The following is a 16,698-nucleotide window of genomic DNA, read 5'->3' as shown; positions in this document are numbered from 1 at the left end:
TGCTACTTCCTCATTCGACACCACAAGTGAGCGAACTACCTAGTTGGTCATAATTCAGCTAACAGACAAAGAGAAGAGTATCGTCTCAACTGTCCCATATCCCTGTTATCGGTAGTGTTGTGCAACTCCCGCAGCCGAACACTGCAGACAGTACCACGCTCACGATCGTACACCGCGCGGTGTGCCCCACCACTCCGGCAGAAAGGCGCAGGCGGCCCCTGGCCCGCGCCGACAATTGCCGTCAGAGCAGCCGGTATGTGACCGTTCCGATCGCGGCGTCCGTCCGGTCGGCGTCCGGAGTCAGGCTCTCGACATCGACGCGGACGACTGCGGTCGAGCTCCCGACCCGAATGACCTCGGCGCTCGCGTACGCCGTCTCGGTGATCGGCCGCAGGTAGTTTATTTCAAGGTTCGTTGTTGCCAGCGTCCGGTGCTGGTCGTCTAGCGTGCTCCGGATGGCTACCGCAGCGGCGACGTCGACAAGCGTCGCCGTCACACCCCCGTGTAAGATGCCCCCGGGGTTCTGCTTGAAATCCTCGTATTCGACGGATATGACGGCTTCACCCCCACATTCTTCCTCGATGGTAAGCCCGAGCCAGCTGTTGAACGTTCCTTCCGGAAACGAGTCGCCGGCTCGCGACTGCGGTTCGTCGTCCTCGCCGTCGGCATCACTATCGCTCATCCTCCGCTGGATTGTGTCGGTGCGTCAAAAGCGTTTGGCACACGCCCGATCGCGCTGCTATCCCCTGCTCCCGATGGTAACACTGCCGCGTGTCGGCCCCTGCGGGCCATCGCCAGCCGGTCCGTCCGGGACCCGGCTCGCTAGAACCGACTGGCTGCTCAGCTCTCGTCCTAGCCGGCCGTCCCCCGAGTCCGACCACGATTGGACTCGCTCCGCGACACAGCACGCTTTGGCGGCTGATACTGTCGGACAGAAGTCAGTGAAACGTCGGTCGCGAATTCGCGGCTGTCCTTACGGTGACGGCCGCAGTACTGCGACCGATCGTTGAATAGTTCTGTCCAACAGTATGAGTACCCATACATCATCTATGAACAAGCTCACCGTGATCGCTGACGACGGCTCCCGCGAGATGGGCACGGGCGACCGGCGACCACAGCTTCAGCGACGTCATCCGCGCCCATCTTGAGGCGCGCCAACAGGGCGCCGCCGTCAGGGCGTCGGGTGCCTCAATCACGAGACACATAACGCGATGAAAGTCGATATCCAATGCCTAAGCCTGGGTACGCTGTCGCGTCTGGCGACTACCCGCTGTGATCGCCGGTGCTCGTCGAGATCGCTCGCGGCGGTGTGAAGTCATAGTCAAATCGGCATCGAGCATCGACCCGTGGAACTATCATAGTGAGCTATCGATCGAGCCGACGGACCACCATAGACAGACGGATCAGAGGCTGTAATACTCGGCTGAGGTAGTGTAGTAGTTTGATTAAATCGTCCACAACCACATTCACGACTAACGATAAAGAGTCGGTTCATGCAATTAATAGTGCTTCCCATTTGCATTATTATCCAATCATTCCGATAGAATAACCAATAAAATGTGACTCCAGAGACTAATCCTGTTTCAATTCTCCAAATCGATCAGGTGGGCGGCGATGATCAGTGATCTGTTCGAAACTATACGCTAGCTCGAAAAGACGGGGTTCGCCAAATTCCGTACCGAGCAGTTCGACGCCGACCGGCAACCCGTCGTCCGTAACGCCCGCTGGAACGACGAGGGCAGGCAGTCCGGTATGTGCGGACAACTCGCAGTTCATCTCCGTAAACGGCTGGTTCGCTGGGCGTTCGACGGGTGGGATCGTCGAGGGAGGATACACCACGGCATCGAGGTCGTGTTCGGCAAATCGTGAGAGCGTGGTCTCCTTGAGTTGCTGTCGTCGCTCGAGGCGTCGGAGATATCCACCATGTTCAGCCAGCGAATCAGCGTCGATCTCGAGTATGTCTGCATCGACGATCCGCGAGTCGATCGAGGGGGCTATCGTTCCCGTCTCGTAGACATCCGCCAACGAGTCATGCGGCGTGTCATCACCGAGCTCAGAGAGGTACTGGTCGAAGTCCCGGGCGAACTCGTACTGGAGAACACGAGCACTTTCGAGGAAGTCGATATCGACGACATCGATGGGATCGACGATCGTTGCACCCGCCTCAGCCATGTCGTCGATAGCGCTCTCGACGACGGCTGTAACGGCCTCGGCATCGGCGTCGGATGCGCTGTCCTGATCGTGCACGCCGAAGAATTGTCGCGCAACCCCGATGCGCGCTCCCTCCAATCCAGTCGGGTCGAGATGGGCCGAGTATCCGTCACGTGGCACCGTGTCGACACCGGTCGCCGTGACCGGATCCTCGGGATCGTAGCCGGCGATCACCTCGAGCATGCGGGCAGCGTCGGCGACGGTTCGAGTAATCGGACCGGCGGTATCTTGAGTCTCACTCAGCGGAACGATACCCGTCCGACTGACCAATCCTCTTGTCGGACGGACGCCGACCAGATTGTTGAACGCAGGCGGCGATCGAACGGACGAACAGGTATCGCTACCCGTCCCGATCGTAGCCAAGTTTGCGGCGATCGAGGCCGCAGTACCCCCGCTCGATCCAGCCGGACGGCGGTCGAGATCGTATGCATTTCGCGTTGCCCCACCAAGCGAGCTAATCGTGTCGACACCGAACGATAATTCCTGTAAGTTTGCCTTGGCGAGGATAATAGCACCAGCGTCCCGGAGTTGTTCGACGACGAACGCATCACGCGACGGTGAGGAGTCGGCAAGCGCAACCGATCCCGCCGTCGTCGGCATATCATGTGTATCCTGATTGTCCTTAAGAATTACCGCCACGCCGTGGAGCGGCCCCACGAAGCCATCACTTTCGAACGCTGTATCGAGTTGGCGAGCGCGATGACGAGCGTCGTCGTTCACTGTCAAAATCGCGTTCAGGTCGTCGTCGTACGCATCGATACGGGCTAGATAGCGCTCGACGAGCGTTTCAGCAGTGATGAATCCACTCGAGATAGCGGTGTGGATGTCGTCGATAGTCGCCTCGACAAGTGGAAACGGATCAGTGGATGCTGAAGACATTGTTCGGAGTTAGCGTCCGTATACACGGGCAGTCTACACCCTCAATCTATCGCCCGAAGAGATTTTGTGGAGTATCGAGGCACATCGACGAGCACCGAGCATTGATCCTCAAACATCGAGCGGTGATCCTCGAACGCCGTCCGAACTGTACTCTGATCGTCGCAGGCTGAAAGTGCCAGTCCGAATTTGCTCCGCGCTTTCCAGGGTGGCAGGTCGCCAGCTGGAACCGCCGTACGGTGCCCCGACAGCACCGTCGTAACACCGTGTCGCGACAACGACGGGACTCCCGAATCGATTGCGTCGGCGATAGCATCGCCGAGTTCGGGAGACGTATTTCCGATACCACTTCCAGCCAGGACGATCCCATCGGCGCCATTGGTGACCGATCGCGCAACAACCTCCGCGAGTGCTGTGACGTGCGAGAACGACAGGTGGAAACTGATACGGATTGCTGTAACGATTTACCGGCGTACCCGCCGCCCGGGTCGCGGGTGCGCCGGCAATGACTTACAGTAAACCGTATGAGCTCGTCACAGATGGGGTCGGCATCGATATCACGTTCACTTCATTATTCCACACCGTGACTGCGGACACACCGAGTTTCCGGTGAAAACGGACACGGATAGTGTATTATGCTGCCAAAACCGAACTCTGAATTTGCTCTAGCTCTCCTCAGACAAAGTCGAGGAGATACCAAAGGGATAGGTTCGATATAGAACTAATAGCCTCGATCTATATTAAGGTAGAGCACGAATTGAATTGTATGACTGAAGATGAATCGAACTCTGAGGGCCTAATGAAACGCCAGACCACGGGCGAAGACCGTGTTCGGATGGTCGCCCGGCAACTATCTGAGCCACGGACAGCCAACTGGATCGCTTCCGAAGCGGGCTGGTCACACGAGCCGACTAAACGCGTCCTCAAACGGCTCGTCGACGATGGCATTCTCCATCGTAACGAAAGCGGCACCCACACGACGTACTACCCTGATTACCGCCGCCAAGCGATCCAGGAGGCGATGCGGCTGCGGGACAGCGGGCACACTGTCGAGGAACTCACGGACCGCCTCGCCGAAATGAATACGCAGATCCGGGACTGGAAGGACGAATTCGACATCAAATCACCGAACCAACTTCGCGGGACGCTCGCTGACGGGTCCCTTGACGCTGACGAGGAAAACCGTCGCCGTGAGATCGCACGCGAGTGGGAGCACCTCCAGCGCCGCATCAAAATCGTCGGGTTCACTATCCGTGAATGGGGTTTCCTCGCCCCGACGACAGAGCCCGCTGGGGCCAGCAGCTAACGGATGTCGGTCCCGCATCCGGGTGGCGACCCGAAGGCGAACCTCTACGCCCAACTGAAACGGGACGTTCTCGACCGTGTGCCACAAATCAGTGGAGTCGAGTACGTTCCCAACGATATCGAGGCCACGCAGTTACGGGCGATTTTTGATCCGGCCCACCTTGACCCCCCGACAGGCCCTGATTCGCCGGAACTGACCGTCAAGTGGTATCGGCAGGATCCTCACGATTGGTTGCGAATCAATTACACCGACCCAAACACGGGATTTCACGCTGGCTGGCACCAGGACGAGGACCATCCCGATCTCGGGCGGGCGCATTTCCAATACTCTGCTGCCGATGAGGAAGACACTGGGGAATCACGTTCGAACACGAGACTCCCTCGATCCTCTGGGAAATCATCAAGGATCCCCTCGAGGATGTTCGGCCAACATACCAGCACTCAAACCGCGGACGGTTACTCACATCTGATTTTGTAGGCCTATTATGTCCTCTCGCCGAAGGCTGCGTTCAACTGGTTTCGCATGAACTCTCGTCGGACTCGACGAGAACGCGAGTCAGACAGGTAATTTTGCCCCACTACTCGAGGATCGTTACTACCCTGCTCTGCAGCGATTTCGTCGATACCTTCGAGAGCGCCTTCGAGGACTGCTGTATAGGTATCGTACCAGAATCGACGACAGAGCTGTGGACTTGGTCGTTCACCCTCGATCCGCTCGGGGAGATCTGCTTCCAATGCGAGATTTTGGAACCGATTCCGGATTGTATCTCGGGTCACGTACGGTGTTTCTCCCTGGGAGGAGGGGGCCGCTTCGGCGACTCGTTTGAGGACGCGCAAACTCGGTCGTTCCGGCGATCCGTAGCGTTGTTTGGTTCCCATCATCAGACGAGTAACTGGATGTCGGACTCGGCCATATGCTGGAGCGCGGTTGCCGCACCGACGCCCGTGGTGACGCCGTCGTAAAAGTCGTTTTCGTCGTAGTCCATCAACTCGATCGTCATCTGACAGGCCTGCAGGTCGACGCCGCTTTCGAGCGAGAGGTCGATCAACTCTTCGATAGTGGCAGTCCCGTTCTCGTCGATTTTCTTTTCCATCATGCGCGTGGCCATCCGGTCCATGCCGGGGATCGCGGCGACGGCGTTCGGGACCGGCATATTCGGGTTGCCGACGGCGGAAAGCTTGAGATTCTTCGACTTCTCTTCGTGAAGGATGTCGAGTCCCCAGAACGTGTGGAAGACGACGACATCCCAGCCGAAGGCGGCGGCTGTGCTCCCGAGGATCAGCGGCGGGTACGCCATGTCGAAGCTCCCCTGGGTGGCGACGATGGTCATCTTCTTCTGGTCGTCGCCTGTGTCGTTATCGGCGAGAGACGCCTCGAGCTCGTCGACGCGCTCGCGCAGCGCTTGCAGCTCTGCGGGGTCGAACGCGGCGTCGGGATCGGCGTCGTCGACCGATTTCGGTTGGTTATCCGTGCTCATGTTATTCCGTTTTCTCCACGTAGTGGGTGTAGAGATCGCTGTCCTCGACCTGATCGAGGAGTTCAACCCCATTGGTGCCGTCGGCCCAGCCTTGAATGTCGCTGATGCTGCCCGAGTCGGTTGCGACTACTTCCAGAATGTCGCCGGCCTCGAGGTCGTCGATGGCCTGCTTCGTCTTGACGATGGGCATTGGGCAGGACTGTCCTTTCACGTCGAGCGTCTCCGTGGTGTCGTATTGCGAACTCATGGTCAATTACTATGCTCTGTATTGGAGCTACCATACAATATCGTGCGCCCCCATAAAAGGATATCGATTATTGCACTGTATAAGAACACCCGAGATTTGAGGGACTGGCATATATCCGTGTTTTAGGCCCCATAGGCGCATTATTTGGGTCATTATTCGATTTGCGCTTTCAACTGTATTGTGCAACTTGGGGAATACTATGCAAACGCTTAAGGGCTCGTGGCCGGTACTGTGTAGTGTACAATATGGACGACATGGACTTTCCAACGCCGGACGTCGAAATCGAATCGGTGACGCCGGACGAGTTGAAAGGACGCATCGATGCGGGCGAGAACATCACGCTCCTCGACGCGCGGATGGAGTCGGAATACGAGGAGTGGAAGATCGACGACGAAACCGTCGAGTCAGTCAACGTGCCGTACTTCCACTTTCTGGACGAGGATATCGACGACGACATCCTTGCAGAGATTCCGGACGACCGTGAGGTCACGGTCCTCTGTGCGAAAGGCGGCGCCAGCGAGTTCGTTGCGGGCGCGCTCAAAGAGCGTGGTTACGACGTCAACCATCTCGAGGACGGGATGAACGGCTGGGCGCGCATCTACGAGGCCATCGAGGTCGAGCGCTACGACGGTGCGGGAACGCTGTACCAGTATCAACGCCCCTCGAGCGGTTGCCTGGGCTATCTCGTCGTCGACGGCGACGAGGCGGCCGTCATCGACCCGCTGCGCGCGTTCACGGACCGCTATCTCGAGGACGCCGCAGAACTAAGTTCTGCGAGCCCTGCTTCGCAAGCTCAGCAGGACGCCGCAGAACTCGACGTTGACCTGAAATACGCAATCGACACGCACATCCACGCGGACCACATCTCGGGCCTTCGAAACCTCGCCGAGGAGGGCGTCGAAGGCGTCATCCCCGCGGCCGCCGTCGACCGTGGCGTCACCTACGCCGACGGATTGACGCTGGCCGAGGACGGCGACGAGTTCCAGGTCGGCGACGCAACCATCGAAACCGTCTCCACGCCCGGCCATACCTCCGGGATGACCTCGTACCTGATCGACGGCGAACTACTCGCGACCGGCGACGGGCTGTTCGTCGAAAGCGTTGCCCGCCCGGACTTAGAGGAGGGCGACGAGGGCGCCGAAGACGCCGCCAAACAGCTCTACGAGTCCCTACAGGAGCGCGTGCTCTCGCTACCCGACGAGACCCTCGTCGGCGGCGCCCACTTCAGCGACTCGGCCGCTCCCGCCGAAGACGGGACGTACACGGCACCGATCGGCCAGCTCGAGGAGGAGATGGCCGCCCTGACGATGGACGAAGCCGAGTTCGTCGAGTTGATCCTCTCGGACATGCCGCCCCGTCCGGCCAACTACGAGGAGATCATCGCGACGAACCTCGGTCAACAGGAGACCGGCGACGAGGAAGCGTTCGAACTCGAGCTCGGTCCGAACAACTGCGCTGCCAGCCAGGAGTCGCTGGCAGGTGACTAACGCAACCCACGTTGCATGGTAACTGAACTCTTCTCACCCGCGCTGTACGAGACGCTGTTCCCCGTCGGAATCAGCCGCTACGCCGTCGGTGGTCTACTCGTCGGCCTCGGGGCCGTTGTCATCTACCTCGGCACTGGCATTCCGGCCGGCGCGAGCACGTTCCTCGAGTCGACGCTGTCCTACGTCTCGGACCAGTCACGATTCCAGCGGTACCGGAGCTCTCGGGACTGGCGGATCGTCTTCACGCTCGGGATCATCGCCGGCGCGTTCGTCTACGCGCTGACCATCCAGTCGGGACTGGTCTCGAGCGGGCACTACGAGGCCGGAACGACGGGAGAACTGTACGACATCGGCGGTGTCACACTCTGGCTGACCGATGTCCAGCCCTGGCGGCTGTTCCTCGGCGGGATCCTCGTCGGCATTGGCACCCGAATCGGGAAAGGGTGTACATCGGGTCACGGCGTCTGTGGCGTCGGCTCGGCCTCGAAGACGTCGATCGTCGGCGTGATCACGTTCCTGATCGTGGCGATCGGGACAGCTCAGATCGTGATGGCACTGGGGGTGAGTCCGTGATATGAGTCGAAATCGACACCCTCTGTTCATGCCGCTGATCTTCGTCGGCGGCCTGATCTTCGGCTTCGGCCTCGGCTTCAGCCACATGGCGCGCCCCGAGGTCGTCTTGAACTTTCTACAGTTCGAGGACTTCGGGTTGCTGTTCGTGATGGGCGGCGCGGCGGTCGTCACCGGGATCGCCTTCGCGCTGGTGCCGCGACTCCGTGATCGCGCCCCGCTGACGGGCGACACCTACGGCCGACGGCTGAAATCGTTCGACCGCAACATCCTGATCGGCGGCGCGATCTTCGGCGTCGGCTGGGGCCTGTCGGGGATCTGTCCTGGCGCGGCCTACGCCAGCCTCGGGGTCGGGAACATCACGATCCTCTGGGCGCTGGCTGGCATGTTCATCGGCGCCTATATCCAGGGCTACTGGCGCAGCCAGCGTACCGCGTCGGAGACGTCGACCACAGGCGCTGACTGACGCTTTACACGCTTCGGGCATCGATGGAACCCACAACGATGCACCTGTTTGTCCTTGGAACGTTGAATCACGTTTCATTTCTCGAGTGGCCCCGGCGCGACGAGGTTGTAGACCCGCTGAGCGCGAGGGACGTTCCCTCGTCCAGATGAAAACTCGACGACGTGGGCACCCATCCGACGGCAGGAACTCGGCGCAGATCTCGGTGACCAGGCGTTCGAAACGGACGACCCGAACGAATTGATCGACGACACTATCGCTAACGAGTTATTCTACTGCCGGGCAATACTGCTGGCCTCCTAATAGGGACGGGCTGCTGTAACTCGGTATCGGAACGATCACAGGCGGCTCACGATCGATCATCCGCAGCAGCTCGTCGGATCGATGACGTTCTCGTTTTGAACGAATTCCCACTTCCATCAACCCACGTGAACGCTTATCCACGACGGTTCCCAACGATCCGTATGGAGACGCCTTCGAGTTCCGCGTCGCTCGCCGACGATCAACCGGCAGCACTGACGGACCGGCTGGACGTTCGGCGGCAGGCGGTATTCGTCGTCCTGACCTTCCTCGGGATGACGAGCGGGCTCCTTGGCAGCTGGTTCGACGCGCCCTCGTCGATCGTCTGGACCAGTTACGCGATTGCCTACGTCTTCGGCGGCTGGTACGGGCTCAAAGCGAGTATCGAAGCGTTGCGAGAGCCCGTCGTTGAGATCGACCTCCTGATGATCATCGCCGCACTCGGCGCGCTCTACATCGGCGCGCCGTTCGAGGGAGCGATGTTGCTGTTCCTGTTCTCGCTGTCGGGTGTCCTCGAGGAGTACGCGATCGGCCGCTCGAGAACCGCGATCAAGTCGCTGGTCGACATGCGTCCGGAGTCGGCGCAGGTGCTTCGCAACGGAACGGAAACGAGGACGCCGATCGAGGACGTCGAGGTCGGCGACGTGTTCGTCGTGCGCCCCGGCGAACGGCTGCCGCTCGACGGTGTCGTCGAGACCGGCGAGAGTACGGTCGATCAGTCGTCGCTCACCGGTGAGTCAGTTCCCGTGACGAAAGAGCCCGGTGACGAGGTGTTCAGCGGAACGATCAACGAGACAGGAAGCCTCGAAGTGCGAGTTACTCGAGAGGCTACGGAGTCGGCGATCTCTCGGCTCATCCAGATGGTCGAGGAGGCACAGGAGAAACAAGCACCGACCCAGCAGCTTATCGACCGCTTCGAGCAGCCCTACGTGCTGGGCGTCTTCGCGATGACTCTAGTCGCGATCGCGCTCCCGCTCTGGCTGCTCGATCACGCGTTCGAGCCGACGTTCTACCGCGCAATGACGCTCATGGTCGCCGCGTCTCCCTGTGCGGTCATCATCTCGACGCCGGCGGCCGTCCTCTCGGCGATTTCGGCCGGCGGCCGACAGGGCGTCCTGTTCAAGGGTGGCGAACACATCGAGACGGCAGGGAACGTCGACGCGATCGCGTTCGACAAGACGGGAACGCTGACGGAAGGCAACACGCGGTTGACCGATGTCCGCGCTCGTGAGGGCGCCCTGTCCACCGACGGCGGTGCGGTCAGTAGCAACCTGCTTGCAGACAGTGCCCTCGAGGACAACTCGCTGGCCGATGATCGACTGCTCTCGATCGCAGCGGCCGTCCAGACCCGGTCGGAACACCACCTCGCCGAGGCAACCGTCGAGGCCGCCAAAGAGCAGGGGCTCGAGGTGCCTGACGCGAGCGACTTCGAGGCGGTCGTCGGCAAGGGCGTCCACGCGACTGTCAAAGGGCAGACGATTCACATTGGAAACCCGCGATACGTCGAGACTGTCCTCGGCGATCAGCCGATCGACGGCCGCGAGACCGGCCTCGACGCCGTCCGCGAACTCGAGGCCAACGGGAAGACGAGCGTCCTCGTCGTCGGCGAGACTGCCGATGGCCTACGCGTCCTCGGCTGGCTGGCCTTTACCGACACGATCCGCCCCGACGCGGCCGAGATGATCGAGAAACTCCGCGAGCGCGGCGTCGAACAGATCGTCATGCTGACGGGCGACAACGAGCGGGTTGCCCAGTACATTGGCGAGGAACTTGGCATCGACGAGGTGTACGCGGAACTCCTCCCCGAGGAGAAAGTCAACCACATCGAGAGACTCCAGGAGCGCCACGAGGCTGTCGCAATGGTCGGCGATGGGGTCAACGATGCGCCCGCGCTCGCGACGGCCGACATCAGCGTCGGCATGGGTGGAGCAGGGACCGACGTAGCGCTCGAGACGGCCAACATCGTCCTCATGTCGGACAAACTCGATCGGCTCCCCTACGCGTTTGCACTCAGCAAGGAGACGCGCCGAACGCTGTACATCAACTTCGCTATCGCGTTCGGTGCCATCGCGATCATGGTGATCGCGATCCTCACCGCCGGGATTCCGCTGCCGGTAGCGGTGATCGGCCACGAGGGATCGACCGTCCTCGTCAGTCTGATCGGCCTGCGACTGCTTCGGTTCAACGACTGATGACGCGGCTGTCTCGCCTGGATTCAAAAGCGTGCACTCTTGTGACACCCACCCAAAAGTGTACGCATGGGATTTCATACGTTCCCCGTCGAACGCGCCGACAAACTCGAGGACCCGTCTCGGTATCGCTTCTGTTCGCGCGAGGAACTGCTCGAAATGATTGCACCTAACGCCGAGGACGTCGTCGCCGACCTGGGATCGGGGACGGGCTTTTACTCGCGGGACGTCGCGCCGTTCGTCGAGATGGTGTACGCGGTTGACCTACAAGCGGAGATGCACGAGTATCACCGCGAGGAAGGAGTCGCGGAGAACGTCGAGCTGGTCACGGCCGGTATCGATTCGTTGCCTTTCGAGGACGACGAGCTGGACGGTGCGTTCTCGACGATGACCCACCACGAGTACGCCACGGACGAAACGATGGCCGAGCTCGCCCGCGTGATTCGGCCGAACGGCCGCCTCGTCACCGTCGACTGGTCGGCCGACGGGACGGGCGAGGACGGGCCGTCGATGGACGAACGATTTGGGGTCGACGCAGTCGGCAGCCACCTCGAGGACGCTGGCTTTACCGTCGAGCGTGTTCACGACCGTCCGGAGACGCTGGCGGTCGTCGCCCGCCGATGATAGAGATTGGTCTGACAAGAGGGGGTTACAGTGGTTACGGTGAAAATCATCCTGCCGACGACCACGGCGATGGACGTGAACACAATCGCGACCACGACCACGAGTGACTCCCAGTGACGGGCGTCTCGAAACGCGTCCCGTCACGAGTCCTTATTCTGTCGGACAGAAGTCAGTGAAACGTCGGTCGCGAATTCGCGGCCGTCCTTACGGTGACGGCCGCAGTACTGCGACCGATCGTTGAATAGTTCTGTCCAACAGTATTACCGGTCAGCCCAGTTCGTGTATCGGCGTCAAAAAGCTCTGAAGATGAGTAGCCGATACCAACTCTCTGACTGGAGATACCGGCCGCGTTATCGCTCAGCATGCGTCTTGAGCACTTCGACGAGCGTCTCGGCACCTTGGAAACCGTCGTCCAGTCGCTCGAGCTCGGACCCGTCTTTTAGGACGACGAGCGTCGGGACGCTTCGGACATCGAACTCGCCGGCAAGATCCGGGACGGGGCCGGCATTGGCGATCGCCACCGCACCGGGTGCGCTTCGCGCGACCGTGCCGAGCACTGGTTCCATCGACGCGCAGATCCCGCAACCGGACGTGACGAACTCGAGTAACACGAGGTCGTGGGCCTCAATCAACTCGTCGTAGTCAGCGGTGCTTTCTACCTGAACGGGCGTTTGCAGCGCGTTCGAGTCGGCAGCTGTCTCCGATTGTTGTGTGCCAGTCATTACTAGATCGAGGATCCGGAGGTATTTGAGTGTTGTGCAATATTATATTTTATAGAGCAATCCTCAGCGGTTGTCTGATCGGTGAAAACTCGGATAAAGGTTCTAAAGAGGCCGAATAGAATAATTCCAATCGTGGAACAATCTAGGCAACACTTATTATTGTGTATGTATTGAACACTATTATGACGCACGATGCAGCCCAGACGGTAAAACAGCTCGGAATCGTCCTCGAGACGGCGGACCCCGAACGGGCCTGGAACGCGTTCCGGCTCGGGATCACTGCCCTAGACGAGGGTCAGGAAGTTTCGGTGTTCCTCCTTGGAGAGGGGGTCGAGGCCGAGGAGATCACTGATGACCAGTTCGACGTTCGTGACCGAATGGAAGCGTTCGTCGATGTCGGTGGTGACTTGCAGGCCTGTGGCACGTGTCTGGACATGCGGAACAGCGAGGAGAGCGAGTACTGTCCGATGTCGACGATGGCTGACCTCCTCGAGATCGTGACCTCGTCCGATCGCGTACTAACGATCGGATAGCGAATTTGGATCCGAATCGGTGTCGAATCGGCGGTCCACAATTAAGGCACTGCTGGTGGTTCGGGGATACACGAGCGACAAACTCCTTGTTTATGACGACGACTGTGGGTTTTGCACGTGGTGGGCCGAGTTCCTAGAAGCGCGTTCCGACGTTCCGATCGTCGGCTTCTCCGACCTCGAACCGAGCCTTCGGAACGTGCTCCCCGACGACTACGATCGGTGTGCCCACCTGATTGCGGATGGGATGCGGTACTCCTGTGGTGCCGCGATGGAGAAAGCCTTCGTCCGTTCGAGCGTCGGGCGACCCGTTCGACCGGCGGTCGATTTCCTCCGTCGATTTGATGCCTACACCTCGGTCAGAGAGTGGATGTACAGCAGGATAGCCCACAACCGAATGCTCTGGGGAAACTGCTTTCGAAGCCGACAGAGTCGTCCGAACGAGCGAAAGCGAAACGAACGGTCGACGCTGACTCAAAGTGATCCACTCGACGGAAGAGAACGAGCGACTCGTTCAGGCTGGGGGCACGAGCATCACGTTTCCGTTCGCTCGCGCGACGAGGTCCTCGGAGACGCTGCCGAGCAGCAGTCTGCGAAGGCGGCTGTGACCGCGCGAGCCGACGAGGATCGTCGTCGGGTCGTACTCGTCTTCTACGGCGAGGATCTCGTCGGCCGGGTCGCCCCGTCGAACCTCGATTCGCGTCTCGATATCCCACTCTTCGAGTTGGGCGGCCAACTCCGCCAGCCGTGCTTCGGGGTCGTTGTCCTCCGCAAGTCCCAGGTCCTTCGGGGTCTCGACGTGGACGAGGGTCGCCTCCTGAGTCGCGTGACGGAGATACGAGAACGATTCGAACGCGCGCTCGGCATTCTCGGAGAAGTCCGTCGCGTACAGCATCCGCTGAAAGAGGTGCTGTCTGACAACGGACGGGTCGTCGGCTTCGCGTTCGATTCGGTTGACGAGCAGCGGCGTCTCGGTCGTACGAGCGAGATTACGCGCCGTCGAGCCGATGACGCGGTTCTCGAGTGGACTCTTCCCGCGCGAACCGACGACTGTGAGACTCGCGCCGAGTGTTTCGGCGATGCCACGAATCCGTCGATGGGGTGTACCACGGACAACGTGTGTCTCTACCTCGAATCCTGCGTCCTCGATAACGCGCTCGTAGTTCGAAATCGCTTTTCGGCGGCGCTTCTCGAAGTCGATCCCGGGCATTCCTCTGTGGACGTTCGACGGAATGACCGTCACAAGATGTATCTCCTCGATCCCGATTTGTCCGAAACACCCGAGGCCAGTCTCGTTCTCGATGGTCGCCTCGCTGGCAGCCGAGAGGTCAGTAGCGAGTACCGCTTTCATACCTGTCGTACGCACCGACGACATAATATTGTTTCTATAGCCCAATATAAGGACAGGTGCGACGGATGCGATCGGTCGCGGAGGGGAACACCTCTATCGCGTCCTCTAGCCGTTTACTCGCCAGCACCGAATCCAGTTGTACTCTCGCGGATAGCGGTTGCGCAAGCTCGCTCACGTGCAGAAAGTCGTCCGCCGACAGTGATCGTTGCTAACCAAATATAACGCGGACGACACGCTCTCCGGAGTGAATCGGGCCCCCGTCGATATGTTGATATCCACATAACTTATTCGAATATTCTCGTTGGATAGCCGTCGGATTTTCTGCAGTAATATTGTGCACGAGTCCCAAAAGTGTTATACATCCCCTCCGGGTAGAGGATAGTGAGTAGAAATCCATGATCCGCACACGATCGAACGTCGACGAAGGGTGGAACGTATGATCGAATCAGTGGCGCTCCCCGCACCGGTACAGGCATTGCTCCTCGTGGGCGTCATCCTCGTTCAGGCAGTCGCCCTCTACGCCGGATACGGCGTCCTCGAGCGAGTTGCAACACCGCTGATCGACACGATCACAGACACACGATAGATGGAGATATTCGGACTCAGCCTGGCACTGTTGGTGCTGTTCGTGAGCTTCGGCTTCATGGTTGGCGTGCTCTTCGGCTTCTTCGGGATGGGCGGTTCGTTCCTGATCACGCCGACGCTGTTGCTCCTCGACTATCCTGCTTCCGTCGCGATTGGGAGTGGGCTGGCGTTTTACTTCGGCACCTCCGTGATCGCCGTGTTGAAACACTACGACATCGGGCAGGTCGACTACAAACTCGGTGCGATCCTGTTCGTCGTCCTCTCGATCGGGATCGAACTCGGCAGTCGGCTTGTCTTCGGCCTCGAGGCGCTGGGGATCGCCGGCCTCGTTACGGGCGTTGCATACGTCGTCCTACTGGCGGGGATCGGGGCGTTGTTCCTCCGCCGAGCGTCGAAGCTCGACGACGGGGACGACGAGGAGGATATCGACGACGAGGACATTCCGGCGATCGGCCAGCAGATCCAGTCGTACACTGTTCCCCCAATGATCTCGCTGACATCCGGCGGTCGAGCGTCGCTGTGGACGATTTCGGGTGCCGGCGGAAGCGTCGGGCTCGTCTCGGGACTGATCGGCGTCGGCGGCGGCTTCATCCGCATGCCCGCGATCTACTACCTGATCGGGACGCCCCTGACCGCCGCCGTCGGGACTAGCCTGTTCGCCGGGCTGTTCTCAGGTGCGTTCGGCACCTTCACCTACGGGATGTCCGGCAGCGTCGACCTGACGGTCGTCTCCTTGCTGCTGGTGGGCAGCGCGCTCGGGGCGCGAATCGGCTCCGCGGCGACGACGACTGTCGAGGAGGACGACGTGATCGTTTACTTCGGTATCATGATGATCCTCGCCAGCGCCGGGATCGCCCTCTCGGAACTGGCGAACTGGCTCGGAACGGGCGCGCTGGATCTGGTGAGCGTCTTCCTACTCGTCGGGTCGTCGTTCGCCGTTGCATCGATGATCCTCTATCAGGTCGTCACGTCGACCGGCAAATCGGGTCCGAGTGCACAGCCAGAGGCCGACAGCGGTGACTGATGACCGTGATGGAGTATCAATTCGGTATTGAACCACGTCCGACCGTGCCCGAGAGGGGCACCCACAACCAGCTGTGAGCCTCGTCGCGATCGTCGCGCTCGTGCTCGCACTCGGTGTCGCATCCCGCGTCCTCGCGGATCGGCTACGGATTCCCAGCGTTCTCTTCCTGATCGTCGCTGGGGTTGCGATCGGTCCCGAGGTTCTCGGCCTCGTCTCGCAGGAGACGTTTGGCGGCGGCCTCTCGGCGGTCGTCGGCGTCAGCGTCGCGATCATCCTCTTTGAAGGTGGCTATCACCTCCACCTCGACAAACTCCGGGAGAGTCCGACGGCACTACTCCGACTCACAACCATTGGTGCAGTGGTCACTTGGCTCGGCACGGCCGCCGCCGTCGTCGTCTTCCTTGAGACGAGCCTCGAGGTCGGCCTGCTGGTCGGCGCACTGTTGATCGCGACCGGCCCGACCGTGATCGGCCCCATCCTGCAGGTCGTCACCGTTCGAGACCACGTTGCCAGCGTCCTCGAAGGCGAGGGTGTGATCAACGACGTAACGGCGGCGATTCTGGTCGTCGTCGTCTTCGAAGTCCTCGTCGCCGGGAACGGAACGCCGGCCGCACTCGTCGGCGACTTCGCGATGCGGCTATTCGTCGGCCTCACGTTCGGGGCCCTCATCGCCGGCATCGTCTGGCTGGTGCTCGATCGCGCACGATCCAGACCCTGCGCGGCACCGCTACATGCA

The 16,698-nt window shown here is 60.4% G+C and carries 17 protein-coding genes and 3 pseudogenes; 12 read left to right on the top strand and 8 right to left on the bottom strand.

Annotated features, from left to right (window positions below; genetic code table 11):
- Nucleotides 1-241 precede the first annotated feature (241 nt).
- From D8Y22_RS19230 to D8Y22_RS23450, 3 genes are all read right to left on the bottom strand, one after another.
- Nucleotides 242-682 carry a PaaI family thioesterase gene (locus D8Y22_RS19230; protein ID WP_141466290.1) on the bottom strand — a complete coding sequence of 147 codons (441 nt, stop codon included), beginning with the start codon at nt 680-682 and terminating at the stop codon, nt 242-244.
- An 890-nt stretch (nt 683-1,572) separates the two neighbouring features.
- Entirely contained in the window at nt 1,573-3,090 is a 1,518-nt protein-coding gene (locus D8Y22_RS19225; RefSeq protein WP_141466289.1) for an amidase, read from the bottom strand.
- Nucleotides 3,091-3,131: 41 nt separating this feature from the next.
- Nucleotides 3,132-3,521 (bottom strand): hypothetical protein, encoded by a 390-nt coding sequence (locus tag D8Y22_RS23450; protein ID WP_449421064.1) that lies wholly within the window; start codon nt 3,519-3,521, stop codon nt 3,132-3,134.
- Between the two features lie 332 nt (nt 3,522-3,853).
- Here D8Y22_RS23450 and D8Y22_RS19215 point away from each other — a divergent pair, with 332 nt between their 5' ends.
- Entirely contained in the window at nt 3,854-4,393 is a 540-nt protein-coding gene (locus D8Y22_RS19215; protein ID WP_141466288.1) for a DUF7342 family protein, read from the top strand.
- A gap of 3 nt (nt 4,394-4,396) precedes the next feature.
- Nucleotides 4,397-4,839, top strand: a pseudogene (locus D8Y22_RS23445) (hypothetical protein); the annotation flags it as partial.
- Nucleotides 4,840-4,875: 36 nt separating this feature from the next.
- On the opposite strand, the pseudogene D8Y22_RS23440 reads toward D8Y22_RS23445, so the two are convergent.
- From D8Y22_RS23440 to D8Y22_RS19195, 3 genes and pseudogenes are all read right to left on the bottom strand, one after another.
- Nucleotides 4,876-5,196 (bottom strand): annotated as a pseudogene (locus D8Y22_RS23440) (tyrosine-type recombinase/integrase); the annotation flags it as partial.
- 77 nt (nt 5,197-5,273) lie between these two features.
- Nucleotides 5,274-5,870, bottom strand: a complete 597-nt coding sequence (locus tag D8Y22_RS19200; protein ID WP_141466287.1) for a DsrE/DsrF/DrsH-like family protein — start codon at nt 5,868-5,870, stop codon at nt 5,274-5,276.
- Nucleotide 5,871: 1 nt separating this feature from the next.
- Nucleotides 5,872-6,117, bottom strand: a complete 246-nt coding sequence (locus D8Y22_RS19195) for a sulfurtransferase TusA family protein (protein WP_141466286.1) — start codon at nt 6,115-6,117, stop codon at nt 5,872-5,874.
- A gap of 245 nt (nt 6,118-6,362) precedes the next feature.
- Between D8Y22_RS19195 and D8Y22_RS19190 the strand changes: the two genes are divergently transcribed.
- The 5 genes from D8Y22_RS19190 to D8Y22_RS19170 all read left to right on the top strand — a co-directional run bounded on the left by D8Y22_RS19190 (nt 6,363) and on the right by D8Y22_RS19170 (nt 11,750).
- On the top strand, nt 6,363-7,604 hold the full coding sequence (locus D8Y22_RS19190; RefSeq protein ID WP_141466285.1) for an MBL fold metallo-hydrolase: 1,242 nt from the start codon (nt 6,363-6,365) through the stop codon (nt 7,602-7,604).
- 15 nt (nt 7,605-7,619) lie between these two features.
- Nucleotides 7,620-8,177 (top strand): YeeE/YedE family protein, encoded by a 558-nt coding sequence (locus D8Y22_RS19185; protein ID WP_141466284.1) that lies wholly within the window; start codon nt 7,620-7,622, stop codon nt 8,175-8,177.
- 1 nt (nt 8,178) lies between these two features.
- The gene (locus tag D8Y22_RS19180; RefSeq protein ID WP_174811923.1) at nt 8,179-8,640 is read left to right on the top strand and encodes a YeeE/YedE family protein; all 462 of its coding nucleotides are present in this window, start codon (nt 8,179-8,181) and stop codon (nt 8,638-8,640) included.
- Nucleotides 8,641-9,101: 461 nt separating this feature from the next.
- A complete protein-coding gene (locus tag D8Y22_RS19175; protein WP_141466283.1) occupies nt 9,102-11,129 on the top strand; it encodes a heavy metal translocating P-type ATPase in 2,028 nt (675 codons plus the stop codon).
- A 66-nt stretch (nt 11,130-11,195) separates the two neighbouring features.
- Nucleotides 11,196-11,750: a class I SAM-dependent methyltransferase gene (locus tag D8Y22_RS19170; RefSeq protein ID WP_141466282.1), complete on the top strand. Its 555-nt coding sequence runs from the start codon at nt 11,196-11,198 to the stop codon at nt 11,748-11,750.
- A gap of 350 nt (nt 11,751-12,100) precedes the next feature.
- Here D8Y22_RS19170 and D8Y22_RS19165 read toward each other — a convergent pair whose 3' ends face one another.
- Entirely contained in the window at nt 12,101-12,472 is a 372-nt protein-coding gene (locus D8Y22_RS19165; protein WP_141466281.1) for a thioredoxin family protein, read from the bottom strand.
- Between the two features lie 182 nt (nt 12,473-12,654).
- Between D8Y22_RS19165 and D8Y22_RS19160 the strand changes: the two genes are divergently transcribed.
- Both D8Y22_RS19160 and D8Y22_RS19155 read left to right on the top strand, forming a co-directional pair.
- Complete coding sequence (locus D8Y22_RS19160; RefSeq protein WP_141466280.1) at nt 12,655-13,005, top strand: DsrE family protein; 351 nt, start codon at nt 12,655-12,657, stop codon at nt 13,003-13,005.
- 19 nt (nt 13,006-13,024) lie between these two features.
- Nucleotides 13,025-13,351: pseudogene (locus D8Y22_RS19155) on the top strand (DCC1-like thiol-disulfide oxidoreductase family protein); the annotation flags it as partial.
- A 165-nt stretch (nt 13,352-13,516) separates the two neighbouring features.
- Here D8Y22_RS19155 and D8Y22_RS19150 read toward each other — a convergent pair.
- Complete coding sequence (locus tag D8Y22_RS19150; protein ID WP_141466279.1) at nt 13,517-14,353, bottom strand: universal stress protein; 837 nt, start codon at nt 14,351-14,353, stop codon at nt 13,517-13,519.
- Between the two features lie 436 nt (nt 14,354-14,789).
- Here D8Y22_RS19150 and D8Y22_RS22570 point away from each other — a divergent pair, with 436 nt between their 5' ends.
- The 3 genes from D8Y22_RS22570 to D8Y22_RS19140 form a co-directional block, all read left to right on the top strand.
- On the top strand, nt 14,790-14,939 hold the full coding sequence (locus tag D8Y22_RS22570) for a DUF7512 family protein (protein ID WP_174811922.1): 150 nt from the start codon (nt 14,790-14,792) through the stop codon (nt 14,937-14,939).
- On the top strand, nt 14,940-15,962 hold the full coding sequence (locus tag D8Y22_RS19145; protein ID WP_141466278.1) for a sulfite exporter TauE/SafE family protein: 1,023 nt from the start codon (nt 14,940-14,942) through the stop codon (nt 15,960-15,962).
- Between the two features lie 73 nt (nt 15,963-16,035).
- On the top strand, nt 16,036-16,698 hold a 663-nt coding region (locus tag D8Y22_RS19140), incomplete at its 3' end, for a cation:proton antiporter domain-containing protein (protein ID WP_174811921.1).

Source organism: Salinadaptatus halalkaliphilus (genome assembly GCF_006543045.1).
Classification (GTDB): domain Archaea; phylum Halobacteriota; class Halobacteria; order Halobacteriales; family Natrialbaceae; genus Salinadaptatus; species Salinadaptatus halalkaliphilus.
Note: the sequence above shows the minus strand (reverse complement) of the source record. Positions and strands in the feature narration are given on the sequence as shown.

Excerpts from the sequence above, each read along its gene's own strand:
- D8Y22_RS19185 (WP_141466284.1), top strand. The coding sequence starts at position 7,620 with ATGGTAACTGAACTCTTCTCACCCGCGCTGTACGAGACGCTGTTCCCC.
- D8Y22_RS19215 (WP_141466288.1), top strand. The coding sequence starts at position 3,854 with ATGACTGAAGATGAATCGAACTCTGAGGGCCTAATGAAACGCCAGACC.
- D8Y22_RS19180 (WP_174811923.1), top strand. The coding sequence starts at position 8,179 with ATGAGTCGAAATCGACACCCTCTGTTCATGCCGCTGATCTTCGTCGGC.
- D8Y22_RS19160 (WP_141466280.1), top strand. The coding sequence starts at position 12,655 with ATGACGCACGATGCAGCCCAGACGGTAAAACAGCTCGGAATCGTCCTC.
- D8Y22_RS19190 (WP_141466285.1), top strand. The coding sequence starts at position 6,363 with ATGGACGACATGGACTTTCCAACGCCGGACGTCGAAATCGAATCGGTG.
- D8Y22_RS22570 (WP_174811922.1), top strand. The coding sequence starts at position 14,790 with ATGATCGAATCAGTGGCGCTCCCCGCACCGGTACAGGCATTGCTCCTC.
- D8Y22_RS19195 (WP_141466286.1), bottom strand. The coding sequence starts at position 6,117 with ATGAGTTCGCAATACGACACCACGGAGACGCTCGACGTGAAAGGACAG.
- D8Y22_RS19165 (WP_141466281.1), bottom strand. The coding sequence starts at position 12,472 with ATGACTGGCACACAACAATCGGAGACAGCTGCCGACTCGAACGCGCTG.
- D8Y22_RS19145 (WP_141466278.1), top strand. The coding sequence starts at position 14,940 with ATGGAGATATTCGGACTCAGCCTGGCACTGTTGGTGCTGTTCGTGAGC.
- D8Y22_RS19230 (WP_141466290.1), bottom strand. The coding sequence starts at position 682 with ATGAGCGATAGTGATGCCGACGGCGAGGACGACGAACCGCAGTCGCGA.
- D8Y22_RS19175 (WP_141466283.1), top strand. The coding sequence starts at position 9,102 with ATGGAGACGCCTTCGAGTTCCGCGTCGCTCGCCGACGATCAACCGGCA.
- D8Y22_RS19170 (WP_141466282.1), top strand. The coding sequence starts at position 11,196 with ATGGGATTTCATACGTTCCCCGTCGAACGCGCCGACAAACTCGAGGAC.
- D8Y22_RS19225 (WP_141466289.1), bottom strand. The coding sequence starts at position 3,090 with ATGTCTTCAGCATCCACTGATCCGTTTCCACTTGTCGAGGCGACTATC.
- D8Y22_RS19200 (WP_141466287.1), bottom strand. The coding sequence starts at position 5,870 with ATGAGCACGGATAACCAACCGAAATCGGTCGACGACGCCGATCCCGAC.
- D8Y22_RS19150 (WP_141466279.1), bottom strand. The coding sequence starts at position 14,353 with ATGAAAGCGGTACTCGCTACTGACCTCTCGGCTGCCAGCGAGGCGACC.